The sequence below is a fragment of the Dialister hominis genome (genome assembly GCF_007164725.1).
Lineage (GTDB): Bacteria > Bacillota > Negativicutes > Veillonellales > Dialisteraceae > Dialister > Dialister hominis.
The window spans coordinates 1599257-1625147 of sequence record NZ_AP019697.1; the positions used below are offsets into that span (position 1 = coordinate 1599257).

Sequence of the window (25891 nt, forward strand, 5' to 3'; positions counted from 1 at the left end):
GCATATGTCCATAGTTTTATTAATATATATGCATAAATATTATAAATTTTCATCTTTGCACTAAAAAAGACTGCGGAAGATGAATGATCATTTCCACAGTCCTTTTTAAAATTAACGGATGATGGTGCCTTTGGTGTCCTTGACGAAGAAGAGGACATTGACAGCAGCCGCAAGATATACGGCGGAGAGCAGGACGAAAGCGGTATTGAAGCCGTTTGTCTGTGCAATCGTACCGATGATGACCGGAGCGAAGCCGCCTACGGCGCGTCCGGTATTGAAGATGAAGTTCTGCGCAGTGGATCTGGCGTCGGTCGTGTAGTTCTCAGAGAGAAGCGTGCCGTAGCCTGCCATCATGCCGTTGCAGAAGAAGCCGAGGAATGCGCCGCCGAAGAGGAGCGCAATCGGCGTGCCGAGATTGACGTAGATATACACCATGGCAGCAGCGCATACGTAGAAAAGAAGGTACGGCTTCTTGCGTCCGAGACGGTCGCAGAGCCAGCCGAATACGAAGATGCCTGCAATCATGCCGATGACAGTGACGATCATCCAGCCGGACATGGACTTGGTGGTCAGGCCGTGTTCCTTCAGAAGGATCATCGGGAGCCATACCATGATGCCGTAGTAGCCGAAGTTCTGTACGCTTGTCATGATGGTGAGCGCTATTGTCGTGATGGTCGTCTTCTTGTCAGCGAAGAGGTGCGCAAGCGGGAATTTCTTTGCTTCTGTCAGCTGTTCTTCTTCTTCAGCCGTCAGCTTCTCGCCTGCATCTTTTCTTGCCTGAAGCGCTTTCTTCATTTCCTTGCGCTTGACCCACATCGGCGGTTCTTTGATGCCGTGACGGGCCCATGCGGCAAGGAGTGCCGGAAGGACGCCTACGAGGAAGAGTCCTCTCCAGCCGTAGTCAGGAAGGACGACAGCAGCAAGGATAGCCGCAAGAACGGCGCCTGCCTGCCAGCCCATCGCTACGCCGGCTGTGGCTCTGGCGCGCTTGGCGCCCGGCCATGTTTCTGATACGAGGGTCATGCCAATGCCATATTCACCGCCAAGGCCGAGCCCTGCCAGGAAACGCAGGATGTCCAGATGGACTGCATTGTCCGCAAAGGCGCATGCGCCCGTGAATATGGAGAAAATAATGATGGTGAGGGAGAAGGTGTGCACCCTGCCCCACCAGTCGGCAAAAATGCCGAAGATGTATCCGCCGAGGACCGTGCCTATCAGCGTATACGTGGCAATCATGCCGCCTTCGCCAAGCGTCAGGCCGAATTCACTGACGATAGCCGCCATCGCAAAAGAAAGAATCAGAACGTCGAGCCCGTCCATGGCGTAACCGATGATCGAGGCCCACATGATTTTCCAACGCTCTTTGCGAGTGACTCCTGTTTCCTCAAATTCCAATTCTTCAATTGTTTTCTGCGACATAGTACCCCCCCTGGTGTACAACTAAGAATCCGTAAGCCGAATTCTGCACAAATTGTCTTATTTTACAACAACTTTACTGATTTGCAAAGGGGAAAAATAAAAAAGGCCGAAGATTTTTCCCGGCCTTAATTTTCTTTATTTCTTGTTCATTTTTGTACTTTCTTGCCGACAAGCCCGCCTTCGACTTCCTGCACGTCGAATACGGTGATGAAAGCGGAGGGATCGATGTCGCGGACGACCTGCTTGAGTTTCGTGACTTCCAGTCTGGAAATGACGCAGTAGAGGACATCCTTGTCATCTTTCAGGAATCCGCCCTGCCCGTGGAGGCGTGTCACGGCGCGGTGCATGTCATGGACGATGGCATCGCTGACGTCGTCATAGCATGTCGTGATGATGAAGATGCCCTTGGAGGAATCAAGCCCTGTCGAGACGGCATCAATCATGCGCGAGCAGATGAAGTACGCGATGAGGGAATACATGGCGCTGTTCCAGCTGAAGACGAAGCCCGCGGCGCCCAGGATGAAGAAGTTGAAAAACATGACGATTTCGCCGACAGAAAACGACGACCGGCTGCCCATCCAGATCGCCACGATTTCCGTGCCATCCGTCGACCCCCCGTTCTTGATGACGATGCCTACGCCGAGTCCTATGATAATCCCGCCAAAAATTGTCGACAGGAAGGGATCGTTTGTCGCCGGCATCATTTTCTCAAGCCTGGACGAGCAGAGGGAAAGGACGATGATGGCAAACATGGATGATGCCGCCAGTCTCGGCCCTAAGCTCTTATAGCCCATGTAGAAGAAGGGAACATTCAAAAGGACAATGAGCACGCTGAAAGGGATCCCCGTCAGCGCCTGGATCAGAAGAGAAATACCTGTCACGCCGCCGTCGATGACGTGGTTCGGGATCAGGAACAGGTTCAGCCCTGCAGAATAAATCGCAGCGCCGATTGTAAGACCTATGGCACGCCGGATCTGGCGTACTTTATCTATTCTTCTAAGTGCGTCTGTCATGCTTCCTCCTGAAAATAAAAAACCGCGGCTTGGCCGCGGGTCATATGCTGTGGCGGAAGGGATGGGATTCGAACCCATGAACCTCTCACGAAGTTAACGGTTTTCAAGACCGCCTCCTTCAACCGCTCGGACACCCTTCCATATCTTACTATTATATTTTACATTCCTGAATCTGTCAAATGATTCAGGGAAATCCCCTCTTTTGTCAGCGAGATGACATAAAGAGTATAATAAATAAAATAGCATAATAATCAATATTATACTAAAAAAATACAGTGAGGTTCTTATGGATACAAAACAGAAGATTGATGAAATCCTTTCCGAGACGGGGAAGGCTGTCCTGGGCAAACAGGAAGTCCTATCCCGCATTTTGACTGCCATCCTGGCAGGGGGCCATATCCTGATCGATGACATTCCGGGCGTCGGCAAGACGACGATCGCTGTCGCCTTCACGCACGCCCTGGGGCTCGATTACAAAAGGATGCAGTTCACCCCGGACGTCCTTCCTTCGGATATCACGGGCTTTTCCATGTACGACAAGAATTCCGGCGAGTTCCGCTACATGCCGGGCAGCGCCATGACGAATCTTTTCCTTGCCGATGAAATCAACCGTGCATCGCCGAAGACGCAGTCCGCGCTCTTGGAAGTCATGCAGGAAGGAAAGCTTTCCGTCGACGGCAAGACCTACCCCGTCCCGCAGCCCTTCATCGTCATGGCAACGCAGAACCCCTACGGCTCTTCTGGCACGCAGGAGCTCCCTGATTCCCAGACAGACCGCTTCATGATCCGCATCACGGTCGGCTATCTGTCTGCGAAGGATGAAATCGCCATCCTGAAGCATGAGAACATGGTCGCCGCTTCTGAAGTGGAAGCCATCGTTTCTGCAAAAGAGCTGATGGAAATGAGAAAAGAAGCAGCCGCTATCCACGTCGAAGACTCGATTTACGGCTACATGGTCAATATCGCAAACGCCTCCCGCACACATGCCGACGTCAGCCTTGGCATTTCGCCCCGCGGCACGATGGCGCTTTCTTCCATGTCCAAGGCGCACGCGCTGATGGAAGGAAGAGACTACGTCATTCCTGACGACGTCCTCTCGGTCGCTCCCTACACGCTGACGCACCGCCTGACGCTGACGGGCGACGCCCGCTTTGCCGGAAAGACGCCTGGCTCGGTCCTGGCTTCCATCCTTTCCTCCGTGCCGCGCCCCTCTCTGAAGGAGGACTAAATGAGGCGCTTCCTTTATATTTTCATCTGCATCGCGGCGATCTTTGTCATGACGATCTATGACCTGTATGCAGCCTTTCTCATGGCCGTCATGCTCATCCTTGCGCCCCTGCTTTCAATCCTTCCGATGTACTGGATCAGGAAACGGCTGAGACTTTCTATCAAAGTACCGGCCCGGCTCCTTCGCGGCCACCTGGCCGAAGCACAGCTGACACTTGAAGGCCCGTTCCTTTCCCTCCTTTCATCGCCGGAAGCACTCCTTGGTGCGGAAACGTCCGATGAGACAGTCTCCTTTGACGGCGGCATCCGTTTCATCTTCCGCCGCACGGCTTCCCACTGCGGACGCTTCGACATGGGCGAGGCGCATATCCGCTGGACCGATCCCTTCGGTTTCCATACATTTACCCTCAATGCGGGAAATGTATCCATCATCGTCCTTCCGCTCAAGATGGGTGAATACAAGGCAACGATGAAGACGCTCCGCCTCATTGCAGGAAGCGATGAACCGGAACGTTTCGGTGCCACGCTGTACAAGCCGGGCGACAATCCGCACCTGATCAACTGGAAGGTGACCGCCAGAACAGACGATGTCTATGTGCGTGACATGTATCCCGCCGAAGGCACGAACCTGGTCCTTGCCGCTGACTATGCCAGAAAACCGGATGAACGCGACCTCCTGTGCGACGCACTCTATTCCGCCGGCCTTGCCCTCTGCGCATCCCGCATGAATTTCCTCTTCGCATGGAATGCAGGCACAGGCTCGGTCATCACACAGATGATCAGAAATCAGGAAGACTGGTCCGATGCCATCGCCTCCTTCCTGGCAGGCGCCAGGAAAGACGCTCTGAAAGCAGGCGGCCTTTCTCCTTACGTCCCGATTCTCTATATGACAGATAATCCGGCGCCTTCCGTTTCCCCGTCCCTCCACCCGGTCATCTGGTGCACCAGGGATTCCAGGGAAGCGCAGCTTTCCGGAAAAGACGCGATCATGCGCGCGATGGGAGGCGGAACATGACAAGGAAGTACGTTACCATCTCCTTCATCTCCGCGCTCGGCGCCTTCGGCCTGATCCATCTGGTCTTTTCCCTCATCGGATCCTACGGCTACCTCATGGGAATCAGCGGCGCCTTCATCGTCTTTGCGCTTTCCGTCCTGACGATGGCGGCCGGCTTTCGAAGAAGGACCGCTGTCCTCCTCATTTTCTTCATGACATTCCCGACAGCGCTCCTCCTCTCCTACGGGACGCTGTACCAGAGTGCCCTTTCGGCTTCGATTCCCTTCATCCAGAATCTGAACGAAGCCTACAACCTTGATATGGAAGTACCAAAGCTCCTCATCCGGTTCAGTCCGCTGCCGGCTAGGACCTTCCTCCTCATGGCGATTTCCTGGATCTTCTTTTACGGTTCGACCGCAAGGCTCGGACGCGTCATCGCGACGCTCCTATCCCTGGCCGCCATTCTTTTCTCCTTCTACTTCGGCTTCGAACCGCCGACGCTTTCCATCATCCTTTTGGGCGCTTATGCACTGACGACGCCTGCGATGCTTGGAAACAAGGGCCAGGGCGATCCGGAAGTCGGCGCATTCATTGCCGCTGTCATCCTGGGCGCTGCCCTCTCCCTCGTCATCCCGCCTTCCCGCTATGAGCAGCCCCGTCTCCTCGCCCGCGCGCAGGACACGATCCTCTCCATGACGGATCCCTATGATCCGATCTTCTACGCAGGCAATGCCTACACGGGCATGATGAAGGGAGCCGGCACCGGGAAACTGGGCGATACACAGGGCGTGCGCTACACGGGCCGCATCATTGCCGATATCGAATCGGCCGGCGCGACGAAGCGCATGTACCTCAGGAGCTGGCATGGAAGCGTCTATAAGGACAACCAGTGGAAGGAACTTCCGGCCGGTGATTATGACGACGTCCTTACCCTTTTCAAGGGAAATCAGGGAGAATGGTACGACCAGGGCGCATGGCTCATGGAAGTCGTTTCCAGAAGCCCTGCCCTTTCGCAAAGCCTTGAAAACTACCTGCCTGAAAGAGTGAAGGTGCCGCTCCTCAAGAAGGACTTCGCCGTCGATGCCGTCTACGACAAGAGCCGCTACTTCCTGCTCCCGTATGATGCCAGCTTCGGCGCTCCTCTCTTTGATTACGACCGCGCGCCAGTCAGCCGCGAAGGAAAAGCATACAGCACCTATGTCTGGGACTATCCGGAAGGCGCCGTCCTTTCCTTCTATGACAATGAACGGACAGGCGATGCCTACTTCAGGACATATGAAAACGGCGAAGCGCTTTACCGCAATTTCGTCTATGCCCACTACCTGACTGTGCCGGATGAAGTAAAACCCGCCCTGAAACAGGTGGAAGGACTGACGAAGGTCACAACGATGGCTGAGAAACGCGCCCGCGTCGAACAGATCCAGCGCTTCTTTGCCAAGAACTACAAGTACACGACGCACCCGGGAAAGACACCGGAAGGCAAGGATTTCATTTCCTACTTCCTGACGGAGAGCCGCGAAGGCTACTGTACTTACTTTGCTTCCGCCGCTGTCATGATGCTCCGCGAGTCAGGCATTCCTGCCCGCTACGTGTCCGGCCTTTCCGTCGATAAGAATGAAATCAACGGTGCTTCGCTTTCGCCGCAGGGCCTTCACAAGCTTGGCGTCAATGACCGCCATGCCCACGCATGGGCAGAAGTCTACGTCGATGGCATCGGCTGGCGCCCCTGCGAAGTGACACCTGGCATCGAAGGCGCAGAAAACCCGTTCCCGAATCAGGAAGACAAGAAGAGGAACAACACAGGTGCCCCTGATGCACCGTCGGATCCGAAGGATTCCAAAGGAACGATGCCTGATAATAACGGACAGAAGGACCAGCAGCAACAGCAGCAGAGCCAGTCTCAGCCCCAGCCCAAAGAGCAGCCGGCTCCCAAACAGGCCCAGCAGGTTTCTCCTCGTTCTTCCCTCCTTCCCGTCATCATCCCGGTCATCATTTTCTTCTTTCTCCTTTCCCTCTATCCGATCATGAAGATGAGAAGGGTACCGAAGATCCTTGACCGCGCCGTGAAGGACAAGAAAGGCTTCAACGACCTTCTCGACTACATTTCCCGCCTCTCCCTCTGGGCAGGTATCCCGGAAAACGCATCGTATGAAGAAATGAAGAAACTTTCCCTCGACCCGAGATTTGAAAACTTCGACAGGATGCTGGACATCCTCATCCATGCCCGCTTCTCCGGAAGACCTCTTTCCGAAGAAGAACGGATGGAAGTCACGGACATCGTCCGCGCCGCCAGAATCCGTTGCCTTGAAAAGCTTTCTTTCTTCGAGAGAATCAAACTTCGCGTGAAAGGGATACTGTAAGCAATAAAGCAACAAAAAAGATGTGCCACCGCAATGGGTGCACATCTTTTTTTAATGCTTATTCATTGAATCCCTATCCTCAGATCGGGAAGAGAAGTCTTGCTACGAAGATGGTTCCTGTCATGGTAATGCAGGAGAGGAACGTACTCATCATGACGAGCTCGGTCGCAAAGTCTTCGCAGTTCTGGAATTCGACAGCGTACAGGACGGAATTGACGGCGGCTGGAACGGACGACATGATCAGAATCGTCTGATTGACGGCCTGCGAAAATTCGATGCCGAAGAAGCCCCATACGTGAATCAGGATGTACGCGGAAATCGGAGCAAAGATCAGGCGGATGCCGCTTCCGAGCCATGCGTCGATATCCCCGAAGGAGACCTTGCTCCTGTGGATCTGCATGCCAAGGGCAATCATGACGATGGCGACAAGAGCCGAGGCGCAGTTCTGAAGTACTGGCCAGAGGAAGGCCGCGCGCATATCAAAGCCGATGTACTTGATGAAGAAGACAAGAGCCAGCGTATAGACGACCGGCATGTGGAAGACGACGGAAAGGGCGTCTCTCGGTGTCAGTCTCCCTTTGCCTGCCTGATACAGGCCGATCGTGTTGAGCGTCATGTTCATTTCGACGAGCATCAGTGTGGCTGCTGCCAGTGCTTCCGCAAGGTAGGGCGTCTTGCCGTCAATGACGTAGGGCGCATTCGTGAAGACAAGAGCAATCAGCGCAATGCCGATATTTCCGCTGTTGGAAAACATAGTGCCGTTCTTGAAAGCTTCTATTTTTGACGGTGAGAAGCCGCGCAGCGTTCCGACGAACCAGGCAAAAATGGCAATGACCGCCATCTGGGCGCATGCCAGAAGGAATACGTTGAACATCGCCATATTGAATTTGGCGACATAAATGCTGTAGAAAATGAAGCATGGAAGGACGACGTAGAAGGTCAGCTTGGTGAGCGATGCGACGTTCATATTGAATTTCCTGTCCATGAGGTATCCGATTGCCACGAATACGAGAAGCGGAAGGATGTTGTCTGTAATGATCTGTAAGAATGCCATATCGTTCCCTCCTCAGCCTGCCAGCGGGAAAAGAACCCGCGCGAGGTAAATCATGCACGTCAGCGTCAGAGCGCCGGCAACCGTGCTGAAGAGAACGGACTGCGTCACAAGGCCTGCATCCTCACCGTATTCGACGCCGTAAATGATGAGCGCCATAGAAGACGGGACGGCTGCGCAGATGAAGAATACCTGCGAAGCAATCGGGCTGAAGGCGCCGCCAAAGAGAGTCAGGACGCCCCATGCAATGGCCGGACAGAGGATGAGCTTATTGAAAGACGTGGCAAGGATGAAACGGTCCGGCTTCCTGAGCTTGCTCCTGTGAAGCTGAAGACCGATCGTGACGGTGACAAGGACGATAAAAGCGCCATTGAAATGCGTGAGGACCGGCCAGAGGAAGGTATGCTCGAGATGGATGCCTGCGCTCCTGACAAGGATGGCAAGGATGGCCGCATAGAGGGCCGGCATCTTCACCATGAAGGAGAGGACTTCCTTGACCGTCGACCCGCGGCTTCTGATGAGCGCTGCGCCGAATGTATTGACGACAATATTCATGACAATCATGATGATAACCATCGTCCCCATGGCTTCAGCAAGATGCGGCGCGCTGCCAGCTTCCGTAGCAAAGGGCGGATGCGTGAAGATCATGACAGCCAGAGCTGCTCCGATATGGCCGGCATTCGAGAAGGAGGAAACGGCTTCAAAAGCGCCCTTTTCCGCCCCTCCCAGATGAAACATATGCGCCATTCCCATCGAGAGGAAATACATGACCGCCAGAAGGATGAGCACCGCAGGAATCATCAGAAGATCATCCGATTCGAAGTGGTACCGGTACATCGTGTAAAAAATGAAACAGGGCAGCACGACCCAGATCGTCAGGCGGCTGTACGTCGATATGTCGATCTTGAACTTGCTGTCCAGAAACACCCCAGCCCCGATGAAGGCAAAGAGCGGCAGGATATCATCCCACAGAATCTGAAGTAGTATCATAATAACCTTTCTTTCCAGAATGTAAAGAGTGCTTTCATGCACTCGAAAAGCACGGGCAGAGCCTGACAAATTTAGGCCGGCTGGTCCCGCGTCCTTTCCCAGGAATGAAACCTGAATCAACTATCACTGTACCATTTAGTATACAACGATTTTACTTTCGAGAAAAGAATTCACATAGAAATTTCGATACTTCTCCCCCTGTTTCTTTTCAGGAAGCCGAAAATGTAAAAGGCTGTAACGAAATGATTGTACATTTCGTCACAGCCCTCTGATTAATGTCTTTTACGGTTTGAATTTATATCCTACGCCCCAGATGGTGATGATGTGACGTGGATTGGCCGGATCTTTTTCCACGGTTTCACGAAGCCTGTTGATATGGACCGGCACGGTGGACGTATTTCCCAGGGAATCAAGGCCCCAGATGCGCGTATAAAGGGATTCCCTGCTGAATACGACATCCGGATGTTCCATCAGGAATTCAAGGAGCTGGAATTCCTTGTTCGGAAGTTCCTTTTCCTTGCCGTCGACCCAGACTCTTCTCGTATCCGGTTCCAGCATGATGTCGCCGAGCGTGATGCGCTTTGTTTCCTTCTTCGTCCCCCTGAGACGGTCATACTGCGCCAGCTGCGCCTTGACCTTTGCGACAAGGACGCCCGGGGAAAACGGCTTTGCGATGTAGTCGTCCGCCCCATAGCCAAGGCCGCGGATCTTGTCGATGTCTTCCCTCTTTGCCGTGACGAGCATGATCGGCTTGTCTGTCTTGTCGCGAAGCTTCCTGCAGATTTCAAAGCCGTCCATGTTAGGAAGCATGACGTCTAAGAGGAAAAGGTCATAAATGCCCGTCAGCGCTTCGGAAAGCCCCTTTGCGCCGTCTTCCTCGACATGCACCTCGTAGCCACTGACTTCAAGGTAATCCTTCTCAATGGAAGCAATATCATCATCATCTTCAACGATCAGTATTCTCTTTGTCATGGTCCCCCTCCAATGGATATGAAATCGTGAATGAAAGCCCGTGCGGCTTTCTGTTTTCTACTTTTATCTCGCCATGCATGAGGCTCGCAGCACGGTTTACGATGGCCAGGCCAAGCCCGCTGCCATTTTCCGTCCTGCTCCTTGCCTTATCGGTCCGGTAGAAGGCTTCCAGAAGACGCCCAAGCGCCTCTTCCGGAACTCCCGGCCCGTCATCCGCCAGATTGAATATGGCTCTGCCTTTTTCCTTCCTGACGGTCACAAATATTTTGACCTTCTCTTCTGTCTTGTACTTCAGACTGTTCGTCACAAGGTTTTCCATAATGCGTTCCAGGAGTAGATGGCTTCCCTTGATCGGAACATTGTCTTCCAGGAACGTTTCAAATTCAGCCCCGCTCTTCTCCCAACTGATCTTGTTCTCATCGATGATTTCCTTCGTGAGATGCGACAGATTGATGGATTCCTGCGGAAGGACTTTCTCTCCGACGTCCATCTTCGTCAGAAGCATCAGCTGCTCGATCATGCGCTCCAGGACGTCTGCCTTCTTCTGGATGACAAGGAGGTACTTCTTCCTTCTTTCAGGCGTATCGGCCACATTGTCCAGAAGCCCTTCGACGTAGGCGCGGATCGATGTCAGAGGCGTCCTTATATCATGGGAAATACTTGCGATGAGTTCTTTTCTCTTCTCCTCGTCCTTCTCCCTTTCTTCAAGGGACTCCTTCAGCTTCTCGCTCATCAGGTTGAACGCCACCATGACGGGCGTGAATTCATCGAACCTGTCGTAATGGAGATGAATATCCAGATTTCCTTCCTGGATTTCCTCAGACCCTCTCTTTAATTCCTTCAGCGGATTGACAATCCTTCTGATAAGGAAGCGGGACAGGAACCAGCTCGTGCCGAGGATGAAAATCACAAGGCAGATGCCGACGAATTTATTCGCTTCCTGGAAAGCCTTTTCAATGGCATTGTCATTCCTGCCGACAGGCTGGCGCGCAGCGACATAGAGGTCATACTCATGACCTCGGATCAGCTGCCGCTCCATATAGTCATAATTGCCGTTTTCCGTCAGGCTGAAAATGCTGTTGGACTTATCGATTCCAATATTATCCCTGATTCCCAGACGCATGCGGATGATGTCGCCCCTGAGCGCTTCATTGCCGTATCCGTAAATCACTTCCCCGTCACGGGTCAGGATCACGTACGTCTGCACCGGGTCCACAATATCCACGAGCCACTGGAAATCCTGCGGATCCCCTCCATGGCGCATCGTATGGAAAATATCCATGCTGAGCGCCCTTGTGATCGTATCAAACTGATAATCGCTTTCCGGCATGACATGGTTGCCTGCCTTCGCATACAGGATCAATCCCGCGAGGGATGAAGCAAGCACGAAAAGCGTCATGATGATAGGAAGCACGCATACCAGTATGTGGGAAAGAATCATCCTCATTCGTATTGTCATGTCCATCCCTCTTTCCAGAAGTCCAACATTTTCATGGACTTTCTTATCTTAATGATACGCATGGAAAAAACTTCATGCAAGTTCCATTTTATCCTATTTATTTTTTGTTTAAGATTTTTTGTCATTTCCTTGAAGACCGCCATGTATGCTTGGTATAGAAAAATTTGGGAAAGAGTGCGGAAAGACCTTTCCCATGGCGATGATTATTTTTTCTTTCCGTGTGACCGGCCGTATGATACGCTCCTGACCGGCCCGCAATTGTATCCTTTGGAGGCGCTTCATGTCCAAATTCATTCGCAGTCATCCCTATGCGGTGCTGCTCATCCTGTCGCTTGTCCTGTATCTGGCAGGAAACAACCTTCTGTCCGTCACGGATACGGCAGAAGCCAATTATGCGGAAACAGCCCGCGAGATGGTCCTGTCCGGCGACTGGATTTCCCCTCAGATTTACGGCCGTTTCTGGTATGACAAGCCAATTTTCTACTACTGGGAACTGGCAGCGTCCTTTGCCGTCTTCGGATTCAACGAAGCAGCTGCGCGCCTCCCGGCTGCCATCATGGGCACGGCGTCCCTTCTCTTTACTTACTGGTTCTCCAGAAAAGTATACGGAGAAAAGATCGGCTGGCTCTCCGCCCTGATCTTCGGTGTTTCCGTAGAAACATGGATCCTTTCCAAATCCGTCATCACGGATACCACGCTCTACCTCTTCATGAGCGCTGCTGTCGCCTTCTTCTATCTGGGATATGCAGAAAACAGGAAGTACTACTACCTCTGCTATGTGGCAGCCGCTTTTGCGACACTGACAAAGGGACCGATTGGAATCCTTCTCCCGGGTCTTGGATGCGTCCTCTTCCTTCTCTATAAGAAGGACATCCGTGAAATGCTCCATGTCCACCTGATTTCCGGCCTCATCCTCTTTGCTCTCATCGGAGCTCCCTGGTACGGCATCATGTGGCATATCCACGGGAATGATTTCATCCTGAATTTCCTCGGTGTCCACAATTTCCTCCGCGCTACGGTTTCCGAGCACCCGTCCCATAATACATGGTACTTCTACATCATCGTCTACCTCGTAGGCTTCCTTCCCTGGAGCATCTTCATTCCTTATTCCCTCTACAAAAGATGGAAGGAAAGAAAACTGGACTTCAGGAGCGCCAAAGACGCTACCCAGCTCCTTGCCTTTTATGCGCTCGGCGTCTTCGTCTTCTTTGAACTGATTGCCACCAAGTACACGACATATACCTTCCCCGCCCTCTTCTCCATGGCGATTCTGACAGCCATCCTTTACCAGAATATTTCCCTTCGCATCGAGAAAGCAGCGCTTGGCACATTCGTCGTACTCATCGCCCTCACCTTCCTGGCAGCGCCTTCCATCATGCTGAAGCACTCCGGCAAGGAAGTCGGACTCGCTTTAAAACACATGAATACAGGCGAAGCCCCCATTGCCTTCGTCGGTGACTACCGTACGTCTTCCGTCTTCTACAGCGGAAAGGATATTTACAGAGCAGTCCCGAGAGATGAGATCGACGACCTCGAACCGGGCGGCCTTTCCTGGCATGCCAAGAACGTCATGCCGTTCATGTCCTACGAAACACTCCTGGTCAGCCCTGACAGCGTCATGATCGTACAGAAGAAAGAGGACGATCCGTTCGTTAAGGAATACACAGACCGCGAGAATGCCTACAGCATCCAGGTCCCTGGCGCCTATACCATCTGGGTCTCTGATGAGCATAAAACCATCCAGCCTGTCAATTACAAATAGTGATTTATGTATATCAAAAGGGGGCTGTGACAAAATGGTTAATCATTTTGTTGCAGCCTCTTTTTTGCGTCTTTATTTCATCATTTTTAGCTCTGCTGTAAGCCTTTTACGTAAAAATATGCGTAAGCCCCCTTACCCCCATAAGACTTTTAATTATATTGTCTTAGGCGGCAATCCTTATACGCATTATTTTTGTGATGTATTTCCTTAAATTATAGCCAAGTGCTACCAGGTATAACTCGACTTTTACAGAATCTATCCTTTTTCTGACGATTCTTTTGTACCATCTGTCATGTTTCATGATTCCAAAAGTTCCTTCAGCCTGGATTGACCGGTTCATTCTTAGCGGGGCTCCATGGATGCTTTCCAGATTATCCTGAACCTCCTGGTACATGTTATTCCGTTCTCTGCTCAATGAGATTCTTTTGTTCTTCGGGGTCTTTTTACATTGCTCTGCCAGCGGGCATCCTTGGCAGTCTTCGCATTCAAATACTTCCTCCTGCCTGCCGTATAAGTTCCCTCTGACCAGATGTCTATAGATAAATTTGAAAGCCCTGTCATTTGGACAACGGATGGTTCCATTCTCATCAACTCTAAAGTTTATTGGCCGAAACGGATTGGTATGGTATTTCTTGTCTTTCGTTTCTTTCTTGTACATGGGGAATTTCATATACTTTTCCATACCGTGCTGCTCGCAATAGATGTAATTGTTGAAAGATCCATATCCTGCATCTGCCACAGGATACTTAGGATAAGCCCCATAGACTTCGTGGAATTCCTCCATCAGCGGTACGAAGCAATCCATATCTGAACGATACTGGTTAACATCAATTACGGCAATAAATTCATCGGCAACACCTATTTGGACATTGTATGCAGGCAGAAGCTGATCATTTCCCTTGTAGTCCGACTTGATTCGCATGAATGTTGCATCCGTATCGGTCTTCGAGTAACTGTTTCTGGAAGTACCGCATATCTGTATCTTCTCAACATATTCTTCAAGTTTTGATGTATATGCCTTAAGCTGCTCATACTTGCGTTGATGATCGGACTTGCGATGCCCGCTTCCATGAACAAAGGCCGTCTCATCAATCTGCCAGATTTCTTTTAATTTATCCAATACCAGACGCAGATAGTCCGGAGCGTATTCTGTATTGATGTTTACACTCATATGGTCATACTTAAGATCATCATTGAGTAACTCAAAAAGGCTGGTAATCTTGGCAAAATGCTTGTAGCGAGATTTTTCAGCGGATTTCTTCCATACCCAGCTATATTTATTTGCGTTCGCTTCAAACTTGGAACCGTCAATATATATATGCTGCAAATCCACGTTGAGTTTGCCGCAGAGTTCTTTCGTAATTGAATAAAAGATATCCTTGAGAGAATACTTAAGAAAGCCCTTCACGAAATGACAGAATGTCCGATAGGATGGGGCTTCATAATTCATCAGGTACATATATCTGATGTTAACCCTGCAATTATCTTCAAGTTTTCTAAAAGAGCAATATCCTTCTTCTGCGAAACCATAGATGATCGTTTTCAGCATGTTGACGGGATTATACCTGGGTCTGCCAGCGCCACGCGTCGGTATGTAACGAAGGTACTTTTTAAGATCGATTTCCTCCATAAATCTGTCATACATTAAAACAGGATCATCGACATTGAGAATCTCAGAGGGAAACATTGGCAAAATGCCTCGTTCTGCGGTAAAATGATTGCTAGTGTTGTTATTTTTCATTGCAAAAAAATTATAACACGAAAGGCTCTGCCCCGGACCAAATGATCCGGGGCAGAGCCCTTTTTGTTGGGATGAATTTTGTCACATCCCCTTTACTTTTTCGAAAAAGCGCGATATACTTAGAACAGTTTCTTATGGCGGTGTAGCCAAGCGCTAAGGCGTGGGCCCCGCAAGGCCCTTATCCCCGTGTTCAACTCCGGGCACCGCCTCCACCAAAAACAAAGCTCCGCAATCGCGGAGCTCTTCTTTTATGCATGAATGAAGCAGCAGTGGAAATGCGGCAAATGCGCCCACTGGGAAGGGCGTATGGTATAGAATTGGATTCAAAAGGTCCGAAACAAATAAGAGCTTAGCTCTTTCTTTTATTCCTTGCGAAGCTGTCCCCGTCAGGGGAAAGTGGCGCGCATGCGCCGAAAGGGGTTAATTACCTCGAGCGAAGCGAGGTTGTATGGTTCTTTGTTGTACTGTTTCTGTAGTATGATCCGCTTCCTATTTTCATCTAAAAGCCAACGTTTATGTCAGGTCATCGTCTGTCTGCATATTCCAAAAAAACGTCTATGGAAATGAGCTATCATTTCCACAGACGTTTTTGGTTTATATGATTATTCTTTCGGTACAGGACCGTACTTGTTTCTCTTGGGATCGCCCGGTATGAATGCCAGAAGGATGACGACGAGCATGAAGATGACAGCAATGAGGCGCGTCGCATTGAGCTGGGATCCTAAGAATTCTTCCCCTGCCTGATGAATGACGAAGAGAAGAGCAAAGAATGCCCAGTAATACAGATGGGATTTGCCGATATCCGACAGTCTTCTCATGCCAAGGCTGATGAGAGAAATGAAGCAGAGTGTCCCCAATATCAGGAAGGCTGCAATGAAGAAGTTTGTTTCCCCTACGAAGAGCTCCGGCTTGAAGCAGGTAAGCGCAAAGAGGAAGGCTGCCGGTGCTCCTACCATGAGCATCTTTGGCAGGTATGCTTTTCTGCTGATGCGTCCGACAGGATCGAAGTATGTCTTCCAGATGCGGTGGCGGAGGCCGCCCTTCTTGGCTTCTTCTTCTGCCTTGATGGCTTCGTTGTCAGAAAGGGCTTTCACTTCCGCGCTGTCCATGAGGGCTGTCGTGAAGGAGGAATCTCCTTTGGCAGGGATGGTGATGAAAATGGAAGTGACTGTATCAGCAAAGATGTCCATGTTGTTGGCATGTTCTGCGCTGCCTTCTGCTTCTTCCAATTTCTTTATGAAATCATCGCGGTCCTTTGTCGGCATTTCAACGTAAATGGCAGCGACCTTCTTCTTTCTGATGCAGATGCCGGTGACGGATACGTCCATCCCGTAGAAGGATGCTTTTTCTTCTCCTTCTGACAGGGAATAGAATTCTGCTTCCTTATCTTCGTCCTTGTTCTCCAGTGTCGCTGTATAATGGCGGGAAACGGCTCTCAGCGTGTCTCCAAGGCGAAGAGCCCCTATTCTTCTGGGTTTCCTTCTCTGTCCGCCTGCGGCCGCTTTTTCGCCGTTTTCAGTGATGTCAGGGATATCAAAATTCATTGCCATGGTTGTGCTCCTTTAAAAGCGGATTTCTCCGCCAGTCTTCGATATACGTACACTGCTATTGTACCATTTTCAGAGTGATTTGACATTCCTATTTTCCCAATAAAAAAAGGGGATGTGACAAAATTCATCCCAACAAAAAGGGCTCTGCCCCGGATCATTTGGTCCGGGGCAGAGCCTTTCGTGTTATAATTTTTTACAATGAAAAATAACAACACTAGCAATCATTTTACCGCAGAACAAGGCATTTTGCCAATGTTTCCCTCTGAGATTCTCAATGTCGATGATCCTGTTTTAATGTATGACAGATTTATGGAGGAAATCGATCTTAAAAAGTACCTTCGTTACATACCGACGCGTGGCGCTGGCAGACCCAGGTATAATCCCGTCAACATGCTGAAAACGATCATCTATGGTTTCGCAGAAGAAGGATATTGCTCTTTTAGAAAACTTGAAGATAATTGCAGGGTTAATATCAGATATATGTACCTGATGAATTATGAAGCCCCATCCTATCGGACATTCTGTCATTTCGTGAAGGGCTTTCTTAAGTATTCTCTCAAGGATATCTTTTATTCAATTACGAAAGAACTCTGCGGCAAACTCAACGTGGATTTGCAGCATATATATATTGACGGTTCCAAGTTTGAAGCGAACGCAAATAAATACAGCTGGGTATGGAAGAAATCCGCTGAAAAATCCCGCTACAAGCTTTTTGCCAAGATTACCAGCCTTTTTGAGTTACTCAATGATGATCTTAAGTATGACCATATGAGTGTAAACATCAATACAGAATACGCTCCGGACTATCTGCGTCTGGTATTGGATAAATTAAAAGAAATCTGGCAGATTGATGAGACGGCCTTTGTTCATGGAAGCGGGCATCGCAAGTCCGATCATCAACGCAAGTATGAGCAGCTTAAGGCATATACATCAAAACTTGAAGAATATGTTGAGAAGATACAGATATGCGGTACTTCCAGAAACAGTTATTCGAAGACCGATACGGATGCAACATTCATGCGAATCAAGTCGGACTACATGGGAAATGATCAGCTTCTGCCTGCATACAATGTCCAAATAGGTGTTGCCGATGAATTTATTGCCGTAATTGATGTTAACCAGTATCGTTCAGATATGGATTGCTTCGTACCGCTGATGGAGGAATTCCACGAAGTCTATGGGGCTTATCCTAAGTATCCTGTGGCAGATGCAGGATATGGATCTTTCAACAATTACATCTATTGCGAGCAGCACGGTATGGAAAAGTATATGAAATTCCCCATGTACAAGAAAGAAACGAAAGACAAGAAATACCATACCAATCCGTTTCGGCCAATAAACTTTAGAGTTGATGAGAATGGAACCATCCGTTGTCCAAATGACAGGGCTTTCAAATTTATCTATAGACATCTGGTCAGAGGGAACTTATACGGCAGGCAGGAGGAAGTATTTGAATGCGAAGACTGCCAAGGATGCCCGCTGGCAGAGCAATGTAAAAAGACCCCGAAGAACAAAAGAATCTCATTGAGCAGAGAACGGAATAACATGTACCAGGAGGTTCAGGATAATCTGGAAAGCATCCATGGAGCCCTGCTAAGAATGAACCGGTCAATCCAGGCTGAAGGAACTTTTGGAATCATGAAACATGACAGATGGTACAAAAGAATCGTCAGAAAAGGGATAGATTCTGTAAAAGCCGAGTTATACCTGGTAGCACTTGGCTATAATTTAAGGAAATACATCACAAAAATAATGCGTATAAGGATTGCCGCCTAAGACAATATAATTAAAAGTCTTATGGGGGTAAGGGGGCTTACGCGCATTTTTACGTAAAAGGCTTACAGCAGAGCTAAAAATGATGAAATAAAGACGCAAAAAAGAGGCTGCAACAAAATGATTAACCATTTTGTCACAGCCCCTTTTCTTGAACCGAATTAGTCGACAAGTGCAATCAGAACCTGGGGAGCGTTGTCGCCCTGGCGAGCTTCGAGTTTTGCCATGGTGGTGTAACCACCGTTGCGTTCGGTATATTTCTTTGCAATTTCATCAAACAGTTTCTTTGTAACGTCTTTGTCCATTACGAAAGCTTCAGCCTGACGACGAGCGTGGAGATCGCCTCTCTTAGCGAGGGAGATCATCTTGTCTGCTACGTGGCGAAGTTCCTTGGCTTTAGCTTCGGTTGTAACGATGCTGCCATGCTGGAAAAGAGCGGTTACAAGACTGCGCAGCAGTGCCTTACGAGCGCCGCTGACTCTTCTCAATCTACTACGAGCCATTTCTTTCCTCCTATAACTATATCAATCCTTGGAATCTTTCAGGTGAAGTCCGTGTTCTCTGAAGTTGGAGAGTTTCTCCTTGATTTCATCGACGGATTTCTTCCCAAGGTTGCGTACACGGGTCAATTCATCCTCTGTCTTGTCTGTAAGTTCGCCGATCGTGTTGATCTCTGCTCTCTTCAGGCAGTTAAATGCACGGACGGACAGTTCGAGTTCGTCAATCGGGAGATCCCTTACGGCATCTTCGTTGACTTTATCCTGATCAGGTTCTGCTTCTGCTTCAGCAGCATCGTCTTTGACGATATCGGTGCCAGCCTGGCTGATGCCGATCTTGCTGAAGTTTTCAAAGCAGCTGATGAGGATCTTGGCAGCCGTTGCTACTGCATCGTCTGCCTGGACAGAACCATCGGTGTCCAGTTCCAGTGTCAGCTTGTCGTAGTCCATTTCATTGCCTACGCGGGTATCGCTGACGAGGTAGTTGCATTTAATGACAGGAGAATAAATGGAGTCGATCGGGATTACGCCGATAACGACGTCATCCCTTTTGTTCTTCGAAAATGGAACATACCCATGCCCACGGTTGATGGTCATTTCCATTCCGAGATGAGCATCTGCGTCAAGTGTGCAAATCGGGAGTTCCGTATTGAGAACATCTATTTCAGCCGGTAATTCCATATCGCCGGCATGGAAAATACCTTCTTTAGTAATATCGATTCTGACTGTGATTGGGAAAGTCGCTTCATCATGAGCGATGAAACGGATTTTCTTCAGATTCAGAATCATATCTGTTACATCTTCTCTGACGCCGTTTATAGTGGAAAATTCATGAAGCACGCCGTCGATTTTGATAGACGTAATAGCCACACCGTCTAAAGATGAAAGCAACACGCGTCTGAGGCTGTTTCCCAGAGTGATACCATACCCTCTTTCGAGAGGTTCGCATTCGAACACGCCATGACGTTTGTCATCACTGAGTTCAACAGTCTTAATTGTGAAGCTTGTATTTTCGATCATCCGAAAGTCCTCCTTCTGCGCCTTGCAGCGCCAAAATGATACGCAAAGGGATTATCCTTATACTCTTCTGCGTTTTGGAGGACGGCAGCCATTATGCGGAATCGGTGTAACGTCCTTAATGCTGCTGACTTCGATTCCTGCAACCTGCAGTGCACGAATGGCCGCTTCACGGCCAGCGCCCGGACCCTTGACGAATACGTCTGCCGAACGCATACCCTGATCAATTGCAACTTTGGCTGCCTGTTCAGCTGCCATCTGAGCTGCAAATGGTGTGCTCTTACGAGATCCTTTGAATCCAAGTCCGCCAGCGGATGCCCAGGCAATGGTATTGCCGTTGGAATCAGTAATCGTTACGATCGTGTTGTTGAAAGTAGAACGAATATGAGCTGCACCGGATTCTACATGTTTTCTTTCTTTTCTTTTTGCTTTGCTTTTTACCGTAGCCATGTTATCCCTCCTTCAACATTATTTCTTGGTCGCAGTCTTCTTGCCTGCGATCGTCTTCTTCGGGCCCTTGCGTGTGCGGGCATTGGTCTTTGTGCGCTGTCCACGAGTCGGGAGTCCTGCACGATGACGTCTTCCTCTATAGGAACCGATTTCAACCAAACGTTTAATGTTGAGAGATTCTTCTCTACGGAGATCCCCTTCTACTTTGTAATCTGCGAGTACGTTGCGGATCTTAGCAACTTCATCTTCTGTCAGATCTCTTACACGGGTATCAGGATTGATTTCTGCCTTGCTAAGAATGTCTTTGGAAAGAGTGGGGCCAATTCCATAAATATAAGTTAAGCCGATCTCAACGCGCTTATCTCTTGGTAAGTCTACACCAGCTATACGTGCCATCTACTCTTTAACCTCCTTTTAATTAACCTTGTCTCTGCTTATGTTTCGGATTTTCACAAATAACCATTACGCGGCCTTTGCGTTTGATGATCTTGCATTTGTCGCACATCTTTTTAACGGACGGTCTGACCTTCATCTTGGTTCCTCCTTACTTACTTGTAACGATAGGTAATCCTGCCGTGCTCTAAATCATAGGGCGTCAATTCCACTGTTACCTTGTCTCCGGGCAGTATACGGATGAAATTCATACGCATCTTTCCGGAAATAGTAGCCAGTACAATATGGCCGCCGTTTTCCAGTTTAACACGGAACATGGCGTTTGGAAGTTTTTCTACTACTCTGCCTTCTACTTCAATAACGTCTGCCTTGCTCATGCGAGCCTCCTTTGGCTTATCATATGCTGTCCGCCGGTAATAATGATGGAATCAATTACGCAGCGTAAGAATTCTCGGACCATCTTTGGTAATGGTAATGGTGTGTTCGATGTGTGCGGACGGAAGTCCGTCTGCGGTCACTACGCCCCATCCGTCACGCAGTGTGATGATGTCTGGGCTGCCCATGGTGATCATAGGCTCGATACAGATACACATACCTTCTTCGAGACGCGGTCCGTGTCCCGGGGTGCCGTAGTTCGGTACTTCCGGGTCCTCATGCATGCCGATGCCGATGCCGTGGCCCACGTATTCACGCAGGACGCCGTATCCGTATGGCTTGACATAGCTTTCCACCGCATGTCCGATGTCGCCTACAGTATTCCCTATAACTGCCTGTTTGATGCCTGCGAAAAGCGCACCTTCCGTGGCCTTAATGAGCTGGAGGTTTTTCTTGTTTGTGTGTCCTACTGGAACGGTGATACAGGAATCACCCATGTAACCATTCAATTCTACCACAAGATCGAGAGAAATAATATCACCTTTTTTTAAAATTTTTCTCGCAGATGGTATTCCATGGACAACAGTATCGTTAACAGAGGTGCAAAGTGTTGCCGGGTATCCTTCATAGCCTTTGCAGCTCGGGATGCCGCCTCTGTCTCTGATAAATTTTTCAGCCATTTCATCAAGCTCCAACGTGCTGATTCCCGGCTTAACCTCTTTCTCAAGCATAGAGAGTGTATCCGCAGTCAGTCTCCCGGCTGCGGCAATCTTCTCTACTTCTTCCGGCGTATAAATCGTAATCATTCGGATGCCTTCTTAAGCGCAGCCTGGACGTCGGCGAATACCTTGTCCATGGACTGATCTCCGTTGATTTCGTAATAACGGCCGCTTACTTTGTAGTAATCGATCAGAGGTTTTGTGGATGTATCATAGACTGCCAGACGTTCTCTGACGGTCACTTCATTATCATCAGTGCGCTGATACAGTTCGCCGCCGCAGTTATCGCAGACGCCTTCCTGTTTCGGCGGGCGGAATTCCTTGTGGAAGGAAGCGCCGCACTGACGGCAAACAAGACGGCCGCTGACTCTCTTCACCAGGTCGTCCCTGTTGACGTTGAAGTCGAGCACTGCCGTCAGCTGAATGCCAAGGTCATGAAGGATCGCATCCAGAGCGGAAGCCTGGGCAGTGGTTCTCGGGAAGCCGTCCAGGATCCAGCCTTTTTTGCAGTCATCCTGAGCGAGTCTTTCTTTGACGATACCCACTGTTACGCTGTCCGGTACAAGGGCTCCCTTGTCCATATAGCTTTTAGCTTCTTTGCCAAGAGCCGTTCCAGATTTCACAGCAGCACGGAACATGTCGCCGGTGGAAATCTGGGGGATGCCGTATTCACGAATGAGCTTTTCCGCCTGGGTGCCTTTGCCGGCGCCTGGAGGTCCCATTAATAAGATATACATATCCCTACTCCTTATTTAATAAAGCCTTGATAGTTTCTTGTCACCATATAGGACTGTGCCTGTCTCATGGTATCCAGTGCGACGCCGACGATAATCAGGAGTGACGTACCACCGAAGTAGACGCCCTGAATGCCGGTGATGTTTCCGATGAAGTTCGGAAGGATAGCAATGAATGCCAGGAATACCGCACCAGTCAAGGTGATTCTGGATAATACTCTGTCAATGTACATCATGGTCGGTTCGCCAGGACGGATGCCCGGGATGAAACCGCCATACTTCTTCATGTTATCTGCCAGTTCCTTGATATTGACCGAGATGGCCGTATAGAAGTACGTGAAGATAAAAATCAGAATGCCATAGCAGATGGTATTTGGCCAGGTGCCCCATCCGAAGAAGTTTCCTACTGCCTGCACCCATCCGATATGGACGAACTGTGCAAGAGTTACGGGAAGCATGAGAATCGAGGAAGCAAAGATGATCGGGATAACGCCAGCCTGATTGACCTTGAGAGGTAAATAGGTGGAGTGACCGCCGTACATTCTGCGGCCGATGACACGCTTAGCGTACTGGATGGAGATTCTGCGCTGTCCTTCGTTGATTTCAATGACCATGAGGATCATAGCCAGTGCAATGACGAAAAACAGGAGCAGCTGGAACGGGGAAATGGTGCCGACCTGCAGATAATCAATAACGGTGGAGATAGCCTGCGGGAAGCGGGCTACGATACCGCAGAAGATGATCAGCGAGATGCCATTGCCGATTCCGTATTCCGTAATTTTTTCGCCGATCCACATCAGGAGGCAGGTGCCAGCGATGAGGACGACTACAACGAATGTAAAGTACAGCCAGCTGTTGTCAACAAGTGCATTGTTGATACGGAGGGCGTACGTCATGCCGAATGCCTGAACGGCTGCAAGGAATACAGTGAAGTATCTTGTGACCTTCTGTATTCTCTTGTAACCTTCCTGTCCGTCTTTTCTCCACTCTTCGAGAGTAGGAATGACGGCAGTCAGGAGCTGCATGATAATGGATGAGTTGATGTACGGCGTGATACTCATGGCAAATATGGAGAATTTGCTGAGCGCGCCGCCCGAGAACAAATCCAGGAAGCCGAAGAGGTTTCCAGATGTAAACAGGCTTTCAATGACGGAAGCGTCAACTCCCGGTACCGGGATATGAACCCCGAGACGGAAGATGACGAACATCAAGAATGTGAACAGTATGCGATCTTTGAGTTCTTTGTTAGCAAAAATATTTGCGATCACAGATCCCATATCAGATCACCTCTACTTTTCCACCTGCTGCTTCGATTTTCTGCTGAGCGCCCTTAGTAAATCCCTGAGCTCTAACGGTCAGAGCTTTTGTGAGTTCACCGTTTCCCAGAATACGTACACCATCGAGAACGTTTTTCAGAATACCTGCTTCAACGAGAGCAGCCGGATCAACAACAGCGTTGTCATCGAAACGATTGAGCGTTTCTACATTGACTACAGCATATTCTTTTGCAAGGACATTTTTAAAGCCGCGTTTCGGGAGACGGCGATACAGTGGAAGCTGGCCGCCTTCAAATCCCGGATGTGTGCCGCCGCCGGTTCTAGCGTGCTGACCCTTGGTACCACGGGTAGCTGTTTTACCCATTCCGCTTCCCAGGCCACGGCCTACGCGGCGGCGAGCAGAAGTAGAACCTTCTGCAGGTTTCAGTTCATGCAGTTTCATTAGCGCACCTCCTTCTCAATTATTCTGCAATTTCTTTGCAGTCTACAAGATGACGGACAGAGTGAATCATGCCCTTAATCTGCGGGGTAAGTTCTTTTTCTACAGAGGAGTGGGTCTTATGAAGTCCCAGCGCCTTAATAGTAGCGATATGTTCCGGTCTGGAGCCAATCACGCTTTTCTTCAGAGTAACAATAACTTTCATGAGGGGCCCCCTTAGTTATAAATTTCGTCCAGGCTCTTGCCGCGGAGGGCTGCAACAGTCTCTGCATTTTCGAGCTTGGAGAGACCGTCCAGGGTTGCTCTTACCATGTTGATCGGGTTAGAGGAACCGAGAGACTTGGTCAGAATGTTTCTGATGCCTGCCATAGCGAGGACGGCACGAACCGGGCCGCCTGCCTTGACGCCGGTACCTTCAGCAGCCGGTTTCATGACAACTTTGCCAGCGCCATAAACGCCGAGCATCGGATGGGGGATTGTGCCGTTCTTCAGAGCGACAGTGATCATGTTCTTTTTGGCATCTTCGACGCCTTTACGAATCGCTTCAGGAACTTCAGCTGCTTTGCCGAGGCCTGCACCGACCTTACCTTTGCCATCGCCGACTACGACAACAGCTGCAAAGGAAAAACGACGGCCGCCTTTAACGACTTTAGCAACGCGGTTGATGAAAACAACGTTTTCCTGTAAGTCGGATTCCTGTTTTTCAAATCTTGGCATGTGTCTTCTCCTTCTACCTTAAAATTTCAATCCGGCTTCACGAGCGCCTTCAGCCAAAGCCTGGACTCTTCCGTGATAGATATAACCGCCGCGGTCGAACACGACTGTTTCAATTCCTTTTTCAAGAGCTCTCTTGCCGACGAGAACGCCTACAGCCTTAGCTGCATCAACGTTGCCGCCGTATGGGAATTCAGCCTTGATTTCCTTATCTAAGGTATTAGCCGATACGAGTGTTACGCCAGCTTCATCATCAATAACCTGTGCATAGATGTTTCCGAGGGAACGGAATACATTAAGACGCGGGCAAGCTGCAGTACCGGAGATTTTCTTACGAAGACGCAGATGGCGGCGGATAACCGCATTTCTGGTTGCATTTTTACGCATATTATTTTACCTCCTGTCTTACTTTGTTGCGCCGGTCTTACCAGCCTTACGGCGTACGTATTCACCGGAATAACGGATACCCTTGCCTTTGTAAGGTTCAGGCTGTCTCCAAGCGCGGATTTCAGCCGCAACCTGGCCAACCTTTTCCTTATCGCAGCCAGATACCACGATAACAACAGAAGACGGGGTTGTAATTGTAATGCCTTCCGGCGGGGTTACGATAACCGGATGGGAGAAGCCCAGAGCCAGTTTCAGGTTTGTTCCCTGCATCTGTGCATTGTAGCCGACGCCCTGGATTTCCAGTTTCTTGGAGAATCCTTCGGTTACGCCGAGAATCATGTTGTGCAGCAGTGTACGGTTCAGACCGTGCAGGGAGCGGTTTTTGATTTCATCATTCGGACGGGAAACGATGATTTCGTCGCCTTCCATTTTGAAATCGATTTCTTCATTCAGTTTACGGGTTAATGTGCCCTTCGGACCTTTTACGGTGACGGTATGGCCATCAAACTTGACTTCCACACCTGCCGGAACCGTAATAGGTTTTTTGCCAATACGTGACATATTATTCCTCCTACTGA

General features: G+C 49.7%; 27 protein-coding genes and 2 tRNA genes. 6 read left to right on the forward strand and 23 right to left on the reverse strand.

The genetic code is table 11. The annotated features are described in order from the left end of the window. Positions 1 to 111: 111 nt before the first annotated feature. The 3 genes from Dia5BBH33_RS07385 to Dia5BBH33_RS07395 all read right to left on the reverse strand — a co-directional run bounded on the left by Dia5BBH33_RS07385 (position 112) and on the right by Dia5BBH33_RS07395 (position 2572). Positions 112 to 1419, reverse strand: a complete 1308-nt coding sequence (locus Dia5BBH33_RS07385; RefSeq protein WP_143332657.1) for an MFS transporter — start codon at positions 1417 to 1419, stop codon at positions 112 to 114. A gap of 146 nt (positions 1420 to 1565) precedes the next feature. Next, complete coding sequence (locus tag Dia5BBH33_RS07390; protein ID WP_143332658.1) at positions 1566 to 2432, reverse strand: YitT family protein; 867 nt, start codon at positions 2430 to 2432, stop codon at positions 1566 to 1568. Positions 2433 to 2482: 50 nt separating this feature from the next. Then, positions 2483 to 2572: transfer RNA gene (locus tag Dia5BBH33_RS07395), tRNA-Ser, on the reverse strand. Between the two features lie 146 nt (positions 2573 to 2718). Here Dia5BBH33_RS07395 and Dia5BBH33_RS07400 point away from each other — a divergent pair. From Dia5BBH33_RS07400 to Dia5BBH33_RS07410, 3 genes are read left to right on the forward strand one after another with little or no spacing between them, the layout of a single operon-like run. Further along, positions 2719 to 3660 carry an AAA family ATPase gene (locus Dia5BBH33_RS07400; RefSeq protein ID WP_143332659.1) on the forward strand — a complete coding sequence of 314 codons (942 nt, stop codon included), beginning with the start codon at positions 2719 to 2721 and terminating at the stop codon, positions 3658 to 3660. Beyond that, positions 3661 to 4674 (forward strand): DUF58 domain-containing protein, encoded by a 1014-nt coding sequence (locus Dia5BBH33_RS07405; RefSeq protein ID WP_143332660.1) that lies wholly within the window; start codon positions 3661 to 3663, stop codon positions 4672 to 4674. Further along, positions 4671 to 7013 (forward strand): transglutaminase domain-containing protein, encoded by a 2343-nt coding sequence (locus Dia5BBH33_RS07410; RefSeq protein ID WP_022382920.1) that lies wholly within the window; start codon positions 4671 to 4673, stop codon positions 7011 to 7013. Before Dia5BBH33_RS07405 ends, Dia5BBH33_RS07410 begins: the two co-directional genes overlap by 4 nt. A 79-nt stretch (positions 7014 to 7092) precedes the next feature. Here the strand turns inward: Dia5BBH33_RS07410 and Dia5BBH33_RS07415 are convergent, their stop codons facing one another. The 4 genes from Dia5BBH33_RS07415 to Dia5BBH33_RS07430 form a co-directional block, all read right to left on the reverse strand. Continuing rightward, positions 7093 to 8067 carry an AEC family transporter gene (locus Dia5BBH33_RS07415; protein WP_108850713.1) on the reverse strand — a complete coding sequence of 325 codons (975 nt, stop codon included), beginning with the start codon at positions 8065 to 8067 and terminating at the stop codon, positions 7093 to 7095. A 12-nt stretch (positions 8068 to 8079) separates the two neighbouring features. Continuing rightward, complete coding sequence (locus Dia5BBH33_RS07420; protein WP_022382922.1) at positions 8080 to 9054, reverse strand: AEC family transporter; 975 nt, start codon at positions 9052 to 9054, stop codon at positions 8080 to 8082. Between the two features lie 282 nt (positions 9055 to 9336). Next, the gene (locus Dia5BBH33_RS07425; RefSeq protein WP_143332661.1) at positions 9337 to 10026 is read right to left on the reverse strand and encodes a response regulator transcription factor; all 690 of its coding nucleotides are present in this window, start codon (positions 10024 to 10026) and stop codon (positions 9337 to 9339) included. After that, entirely contained in the window at positions 10001 to 11485 is a 1485-nt protein-coding gene (locus Dia5BBH33_RS07430) for a sensor histidine kinase (protein ID WP_022382924.1), read from the reverse strand. Before Dia5BBH33_RS07430 ends, Dia5BBH33_RS07425 begins: the two co-directional genes overlap by 26 nt. Before the next feature lie 280 nt (positions 11486 to 11765). Here Dia5BBH33_RS07430 and Dia5BBH33_RS07435 point away from each other — a divergent pair, with 280 nt between their 5' ends. Continuing rightward, the gene (locus Dia5BBH33_RS07435) at positions 11766 to 13247 is read left to right on the forward strand and encodes an ArnT family glycosyltransferase (RefSeq protein WP_022382925.1); all 1482 of its coding nucleotides are present in this window, start codon (positions 11766 to 11768) and stop codon (positions 13245 to 13247) included. A 163-nt stretch (positions 13248 to 13410) separates the two neighbouring features. Here the strand turns inward: Dia5BBH33_RS07435 and Dia5BBH33_RS07440 are convergent, their stop codons facing one another. Then, positions 13411 to 14988 (reverse strand): IS1182 family transposase, encoded by a 1578-nt coding sequence (locus Dia5BBH33_RS07440; protein WP_143332493.1) that lies wholly within the window; start codon positions 14986 to 14988, stop codon positions 13411 to 13413. A gap of 136 nt (positions 14989 to 15124) precedes the next feature. On the opposite strand from Dia5BBH33_RS07440, the gene Dia5BBH33_RS07445 reads away from it, so the two are divergent. After that, positions 15125 to 15200: transfer RNA gene (locus Dia5BBH33_RS07445), tRNA-Ala, on the forward strand. A gap of 390 nt (positions 15201 to 15590) precedes the next feature. Here Dia5BBH33_RS07445 and Dia5BBH33_RS07450 read toward each other — a convergent pair. Then, positions 15591 to 16538 carry a DUF805 domain-containing protein gene (locus tag Dia5BBH33_RS07450; protein ID WP_022382705.1) on the reverse strand — a complete coding sequence of 316 codons (948 nt, stop codon included), beginning with the start codon at positions 16536 to 16538 and terminating at the stop codon, positions 15591 to 15593. 198 nt (positions 16539 to 16736) lie between these two features. Here Dia5BBH33_RS07450 and Dia5BBH33_RS07455 point away from each other — a divergent pair, with 198 nt between their 5' ends. After that, positions 16737 to 18314, forward strand: coding sequence for an IS1182 family transposase (locus Dia5BBH33_RS07455; protein WP_143332102.1), 1578 nt, complete (start codon positions 16737 to 16739; stop codon positions 18312 to 18314). A 158-nt stretch (positions 18315 to 18472) separates the two neighbouring features. On the opposite strand, the gene rplQ is transcribed toward Dia5BBH33_RS07455, so the two are convergent. The 14 genes from rplQ to rplF are packed head-to-tail and all read right to left on the reverse strand — an operon-like array spanning position 18473 to position 25874. Continuing rightward, entirely contained in the window at positions 18473 to 18814 is a 342-nt protein-coding gene (rplQ, locus tag Dia5BBH33_RS07460) for a 50S ribosomal protein L17 (RefSeq protein WP_022382704.1), read from the reverse strand. A gap of 21 nt (positions 18815 to 18835) precedes the next feature. Beyond that, positions 18836 to 19828, reverse strand: coding sequence for a DNA-directed RNA polymerase subunit alpha (locus Dia5BBH33_RS07465; RefSeq protein ID WP_022382703.1), 993 nt, complete (start codon positions 19826 to 19828; stop codon positions 18836 to 18838). Positions 19829 to 19885: 57 nt separating this feature from the next. Further along, on the reverse strand, positions 19886 to 20275 hold the full coding sequence (gene rpsK / locus Dia5BBH33_RS07470; protein ID WP_108850708.1) for a 30S ribosomal protein S11: 390 nt from the start codon (positions 20273 to 20275) through the stop codon (positions 19886 to 19888). An 18-nt stretch (positions 20276 to 20293) separates the two neighbouring features. After that, positions 20294 to 20671 (reverse strand): 30S ribosomal protein S13, encoded by a 378-nt coding sequence (gene rpsM, locus Dia5BBH33_RS07475; protein WP_108850707.1) that lies wholly within the window; start codon positions 20669 to 20671, stop codon positions 20294 to 20296. A gap of 22 nt (positions 20672 to 20693) precedes the next feature. Beyond that, entirely contained in the window at positions 20694 to 20807 is a 114-nt protein-coding gene (rpmJ, locus tag Dia5BBH33_RS07480) for a 50S ribosomal protein L36 (protein ID WP_008859825.1), read from the reverse strand. Positions 20808 to 20823: 16 nt separating this feature from the next. Continuing rightward, a complete protein-coding gene (gene infA / locus Dia5BBH33_RS07485) occupies positions 20824 to 21045 on the reverse strand; it encodes a translation initiation factor IF-1 (RefSeq protein ID WP_022382702.1) in 222 nt (73 codons plus the stop codon). A 51-nt stretch (positions 21046 to 21096) separates the two neighbouring features. Continuing rightward, positions 21097 to 21849, reverse strand: coding sequence for a type I methionyl aminopeptidase (gene map, locus Dia5BBH33_RS07490; RefSeq protein ID WP_108850706.1), 753 nt, complete (start codon positions 21847 to 21849; stop codon positions 21097 to 21099). Next, the gene (locus Dia5BBH33_RS07495) at positions 21846 to 22499 is read right to left on the reverse strand and encodes an adenylate kinase (RefSeq protein WP_108850705.1); all 654 of its coding nucleotides are present in this window, start codon (positions 22497 to 22499) and stop codon (positions 21846 to 21848) included. Before Dia5BBH33_RS07495 ends, map begins: the two co-directional genes overlap by 4 nt. 11 nt (positions 22500 to 22510) lie before the next feature. Then, a complete protein-coding gene (gene secY, locus Dia5BBH33_RS07500) occupies positions 22511 to 23773 on the reverse strand; it encodes a preprotein translocase subunit SecY (RefSeq protein WP_108850704.1) in 1263 nt (420 codons plus the stop codon). 1 nt (position 23774) lies between these two features. Beyond that, a complete protein-coding gene (gene rplO, locus Dia5BBH33_RS07505; protein WP_022382698.1) occupies positions 23775 to 24215 on the reverse strand; it encodes a 50S ribosomal protein L15 in 441 nt (146 codons plus the stop codon). Between the two features lie 19 nt (positions 24216 to 24234). After that, the gene (gene rpmD, locus Dia5BBH33_RS07510) at positions 24235 to 24417 is read right to left on the reverse strand and encodes a 50S ribosomal protein L30 (RefSeq protein ID WP_022382697.1); all 183 of its coding nucleotides are present in this window, start codon (positions 24415 to 24417) and stop codon (positions 24235 to 24237) included. Positions 24418 to 24428: 11 nt separating this feature from the next. Then, a complete protein-coding gene (rpsE, locus tag Dia5BBH33_RS07515) occupies positions 24429 to 24929 on the reverse strand; it encodes a 30S ribosomal protein S5 (RefSeq protein ID WP_022382696.1) in 501 nt (166 codons plus the stop codon). Between the two features lie 18 nt (positions 24930 to 24947). Beyond that, positions 24948 to 25313: a 50S ribosomal protein L18 gene (gene rplR, locus Dia5BBH33_RS07520; RefSeq protein WP_022382695.1), complete on the reverse strand. Its 366-nt coding sequence runs from the start codon at positions 25311 to 25313 to the stop codon at positions 24948 to 24950. A gap of 18 nt (positions 25314 to 25331) precedes the next feature. Beyond that, positions 25332 to 25874 carry a 50S ribosomal protein L6 gene (rplF, locus tag Dia5BBH33_RS07525; protein WP_143332662.1) on the reverse strand — a complete coding sequence of 181 codons (543 nt, stop codon included), beginning with the start codon at positions 25872 to 25874 and terminating at the stop codon, positions 25332 to 25334. Positions 25875 to 25891 lie beyond the last annotated feature (17 nt).

What these genes read in the sequence shown, in the direction of transcription:
- Dia5BBH33_RS07385 (WP_143332657.1), bottom strand. Translation starts at nt 1,419, where the DNA reads ATGTCGCAGAAAACAATTGAAGAATTGGAATTTGAGGAAACAGGAGTC.
- Dia5BBH33_RS07390 (WP_143332658.1), bottom strand. Translation starts at nt 2,432, where the DNA reads ATGACAGACGCACTTAGAAGAATAGATAAAGTACGCCAGATCCGGCGT.
- Dia5BBH33_RS07400 (WP_143332659.1), top strand. Translation starts at nt 2,719, where the DNA reads ATGGATACAAAACAGAAGATTGATGAAATCCTTTCCGAGACGGGGAAG.
- Dia5BBH33_RS07405 (WP_143332660.1), top strand. Translation starts at nt 3,661, where the DNA reads ATGAGGCGCTTCCTTTATATTTTCATCTGCATCGCGGCGATCTTTGTC.
- Dia5BBH33_RS07410 (WP_022382920.1), top strand. Translation starts at nt 4,671, where the DNA reads ATGACAAGGAAGTACGTTACCATCTCCTTCATCTCCGCGCTCGGCGCC.
- Dia5BBH33_RS07415 (WP_108850713.1), bottom strand. Translation starts at nt 8,067, where the DNA reads ATGGCATTCTTACAGATCATTACAGACAACATCCTTCCGCTTCTCGTA.
- Dia5BBH33_RS07420 (WP_022382922.1), bottom strand. Translation starts at nt 9,054, where the DNA reads ATGATACTACTTCAGATTCTGTGGGATGATATCCTGCCGCTCTTTGCC.
- Dia5BBH33_RS07425 (WP_143332661.1), bottom strand. Translation starts at nt 10,026, where the DNA reads ATGACAAAGAGAATACTGATCGTTGAAGATGATGATGATATTGCTTCC.
- Dia5BBH33_RS07430 (WP_022382924.1), bottom strand. Translation starts at nt 11,485, where the DNA reads ATGACAATACGAATGAGGATGATTCTTTCCCACATACTGGTATGCGTG.
- Dia5BBH33_RS07435 (WP_022382925.1), top strand. Translation starts at nt 11,766, where the DNA reads ATGTCCAAATTCATTCGCAGTCATCCCTATGCGGTGCTGCTCATCCTG.
- Dia5BBH33_RS07440 (WP_143332493.1), bottom strand. Translation starts at nt 14,988, where the DNA reads ATGAAAAATAACAACACTAGCAATCATTTTACCGCAGAACGAGGCATT.
- Dia5BBH33_RS07450 (WP_022382705.1), bottom strand. Translation starts at nt 16,538, where the DNA reads ATGGCAATGAATTTTGATATCCCTGACATCACTGAAAACGGCGAAAAA.
- Dia5BBH33_RS07455 (WP_143332102.1), top strand. Translation starts at nt 16,737, where the DNA reads ATGAAAAATAACAACACTAGCAATCATTTTACCGCAGAACAAGGCATT.
- rplQ (WP_022382704.1), bottom strand. Translation starts at nt 18,814, where the DNA reads ATGGCTCGTAGTAGATTGAGAAGAGTCAGCGGCGCTCGTAAGGCACTG.
- Dia5BBH33_RS07465 (WP_022382703.1), bottom strand. Translation starts at nt 19,828, where the DNA reads ATGATCGAAAATACAAGCTTCACAATTAAGACTGTTGAACTCAGTGAT.
- rpsK (WP_108850708.1), bottom strand. Translation starts at nt 20,275, where the DNA reads ATGGCTACGGTAAAAAGCAAAGCAAAAAGAAAAGAAAGAAAACATGTA.
- rpsM (WP_108850707.1), bottom strand. Translation starts at nt 20,671, where the DNA reads ATGGCACGTATAGCTGGTGTAGACTTACCAAGAGATAAGCGCGTTGAG.
- rpmJ (WP_008859825.1), bottom strand. Translation starts at nt 20,807, where the DNA reads ATGAAGGTCAGACCGTCCGTTAAAAAGATGTGCGACAAATGCAAGATC.
- infA (WP_022382702.1), bottom strand. Translation starts at nt 21,045, where the DNA reads ATGAGCAAGGCAGACGTTATTGAAGTAGAAGGCAGAGTAGTAGAAAAA.
- map (WP_108850706.1), bottom strand. Translation starts at nt 21,849, where the DNA reads ATGATTACGATTTATACGCCGGAAGAAGTAGAGAAGATTGCCGCAGCC.
- Dia5BBH33_RS07495 (WP_108850705.1), bottom strand. Translation starts at nt 22,499, where the DNA reads ATGTATATCTTATTAATGGGACCTCCAGGCGCCGGCAAAGGCACCCAG.
- secY (WP_108850704.1), bottom strand. Translation starts at nt 23,773, where the DNA reads ATGGGATCTGTGATCGCAAATATTTTTGCTAACAAAGAACTCAAAGAT.
- rplO (WP_022382698.1), bottom strand. Translation starts at nt 24,215, where the DNA reads ATGAAACTGCATGAACTGAAACCTGCAGAAGGTTCTACTTCTGCTCGC.
- rpmD (WP_022382697.1), bottom strand. Translation starts at nt 24,417, where the DNA reads ATGAAAGTTATTGTTACTCTGAAGAAAAGCGTGATTGGCTCCAGACCG.
- rpsE (WP_022382696.1), bottom strand. Translation starts at nt 24,929, where the DNA reads ATGCCAAGATTTGAAAAACAGGAATCCGACTTACAGGAAAACGTTGTT.
- rplR (WP_022382695.1), bottom strand. Translation starts at nt 25,313, where the DNA reads ATGCGTAAAAATGCAACCAGAAATGCGGTTATCCGCCGCCATCTGCGT.
- rplF (WP_143332662.1), bottom strand. Translation starts at nt 25,874, where the DNA reads ATGTCACGTATTGGCAAAAAACCTATTACGGTTCCGGCAGGTGTGGAA.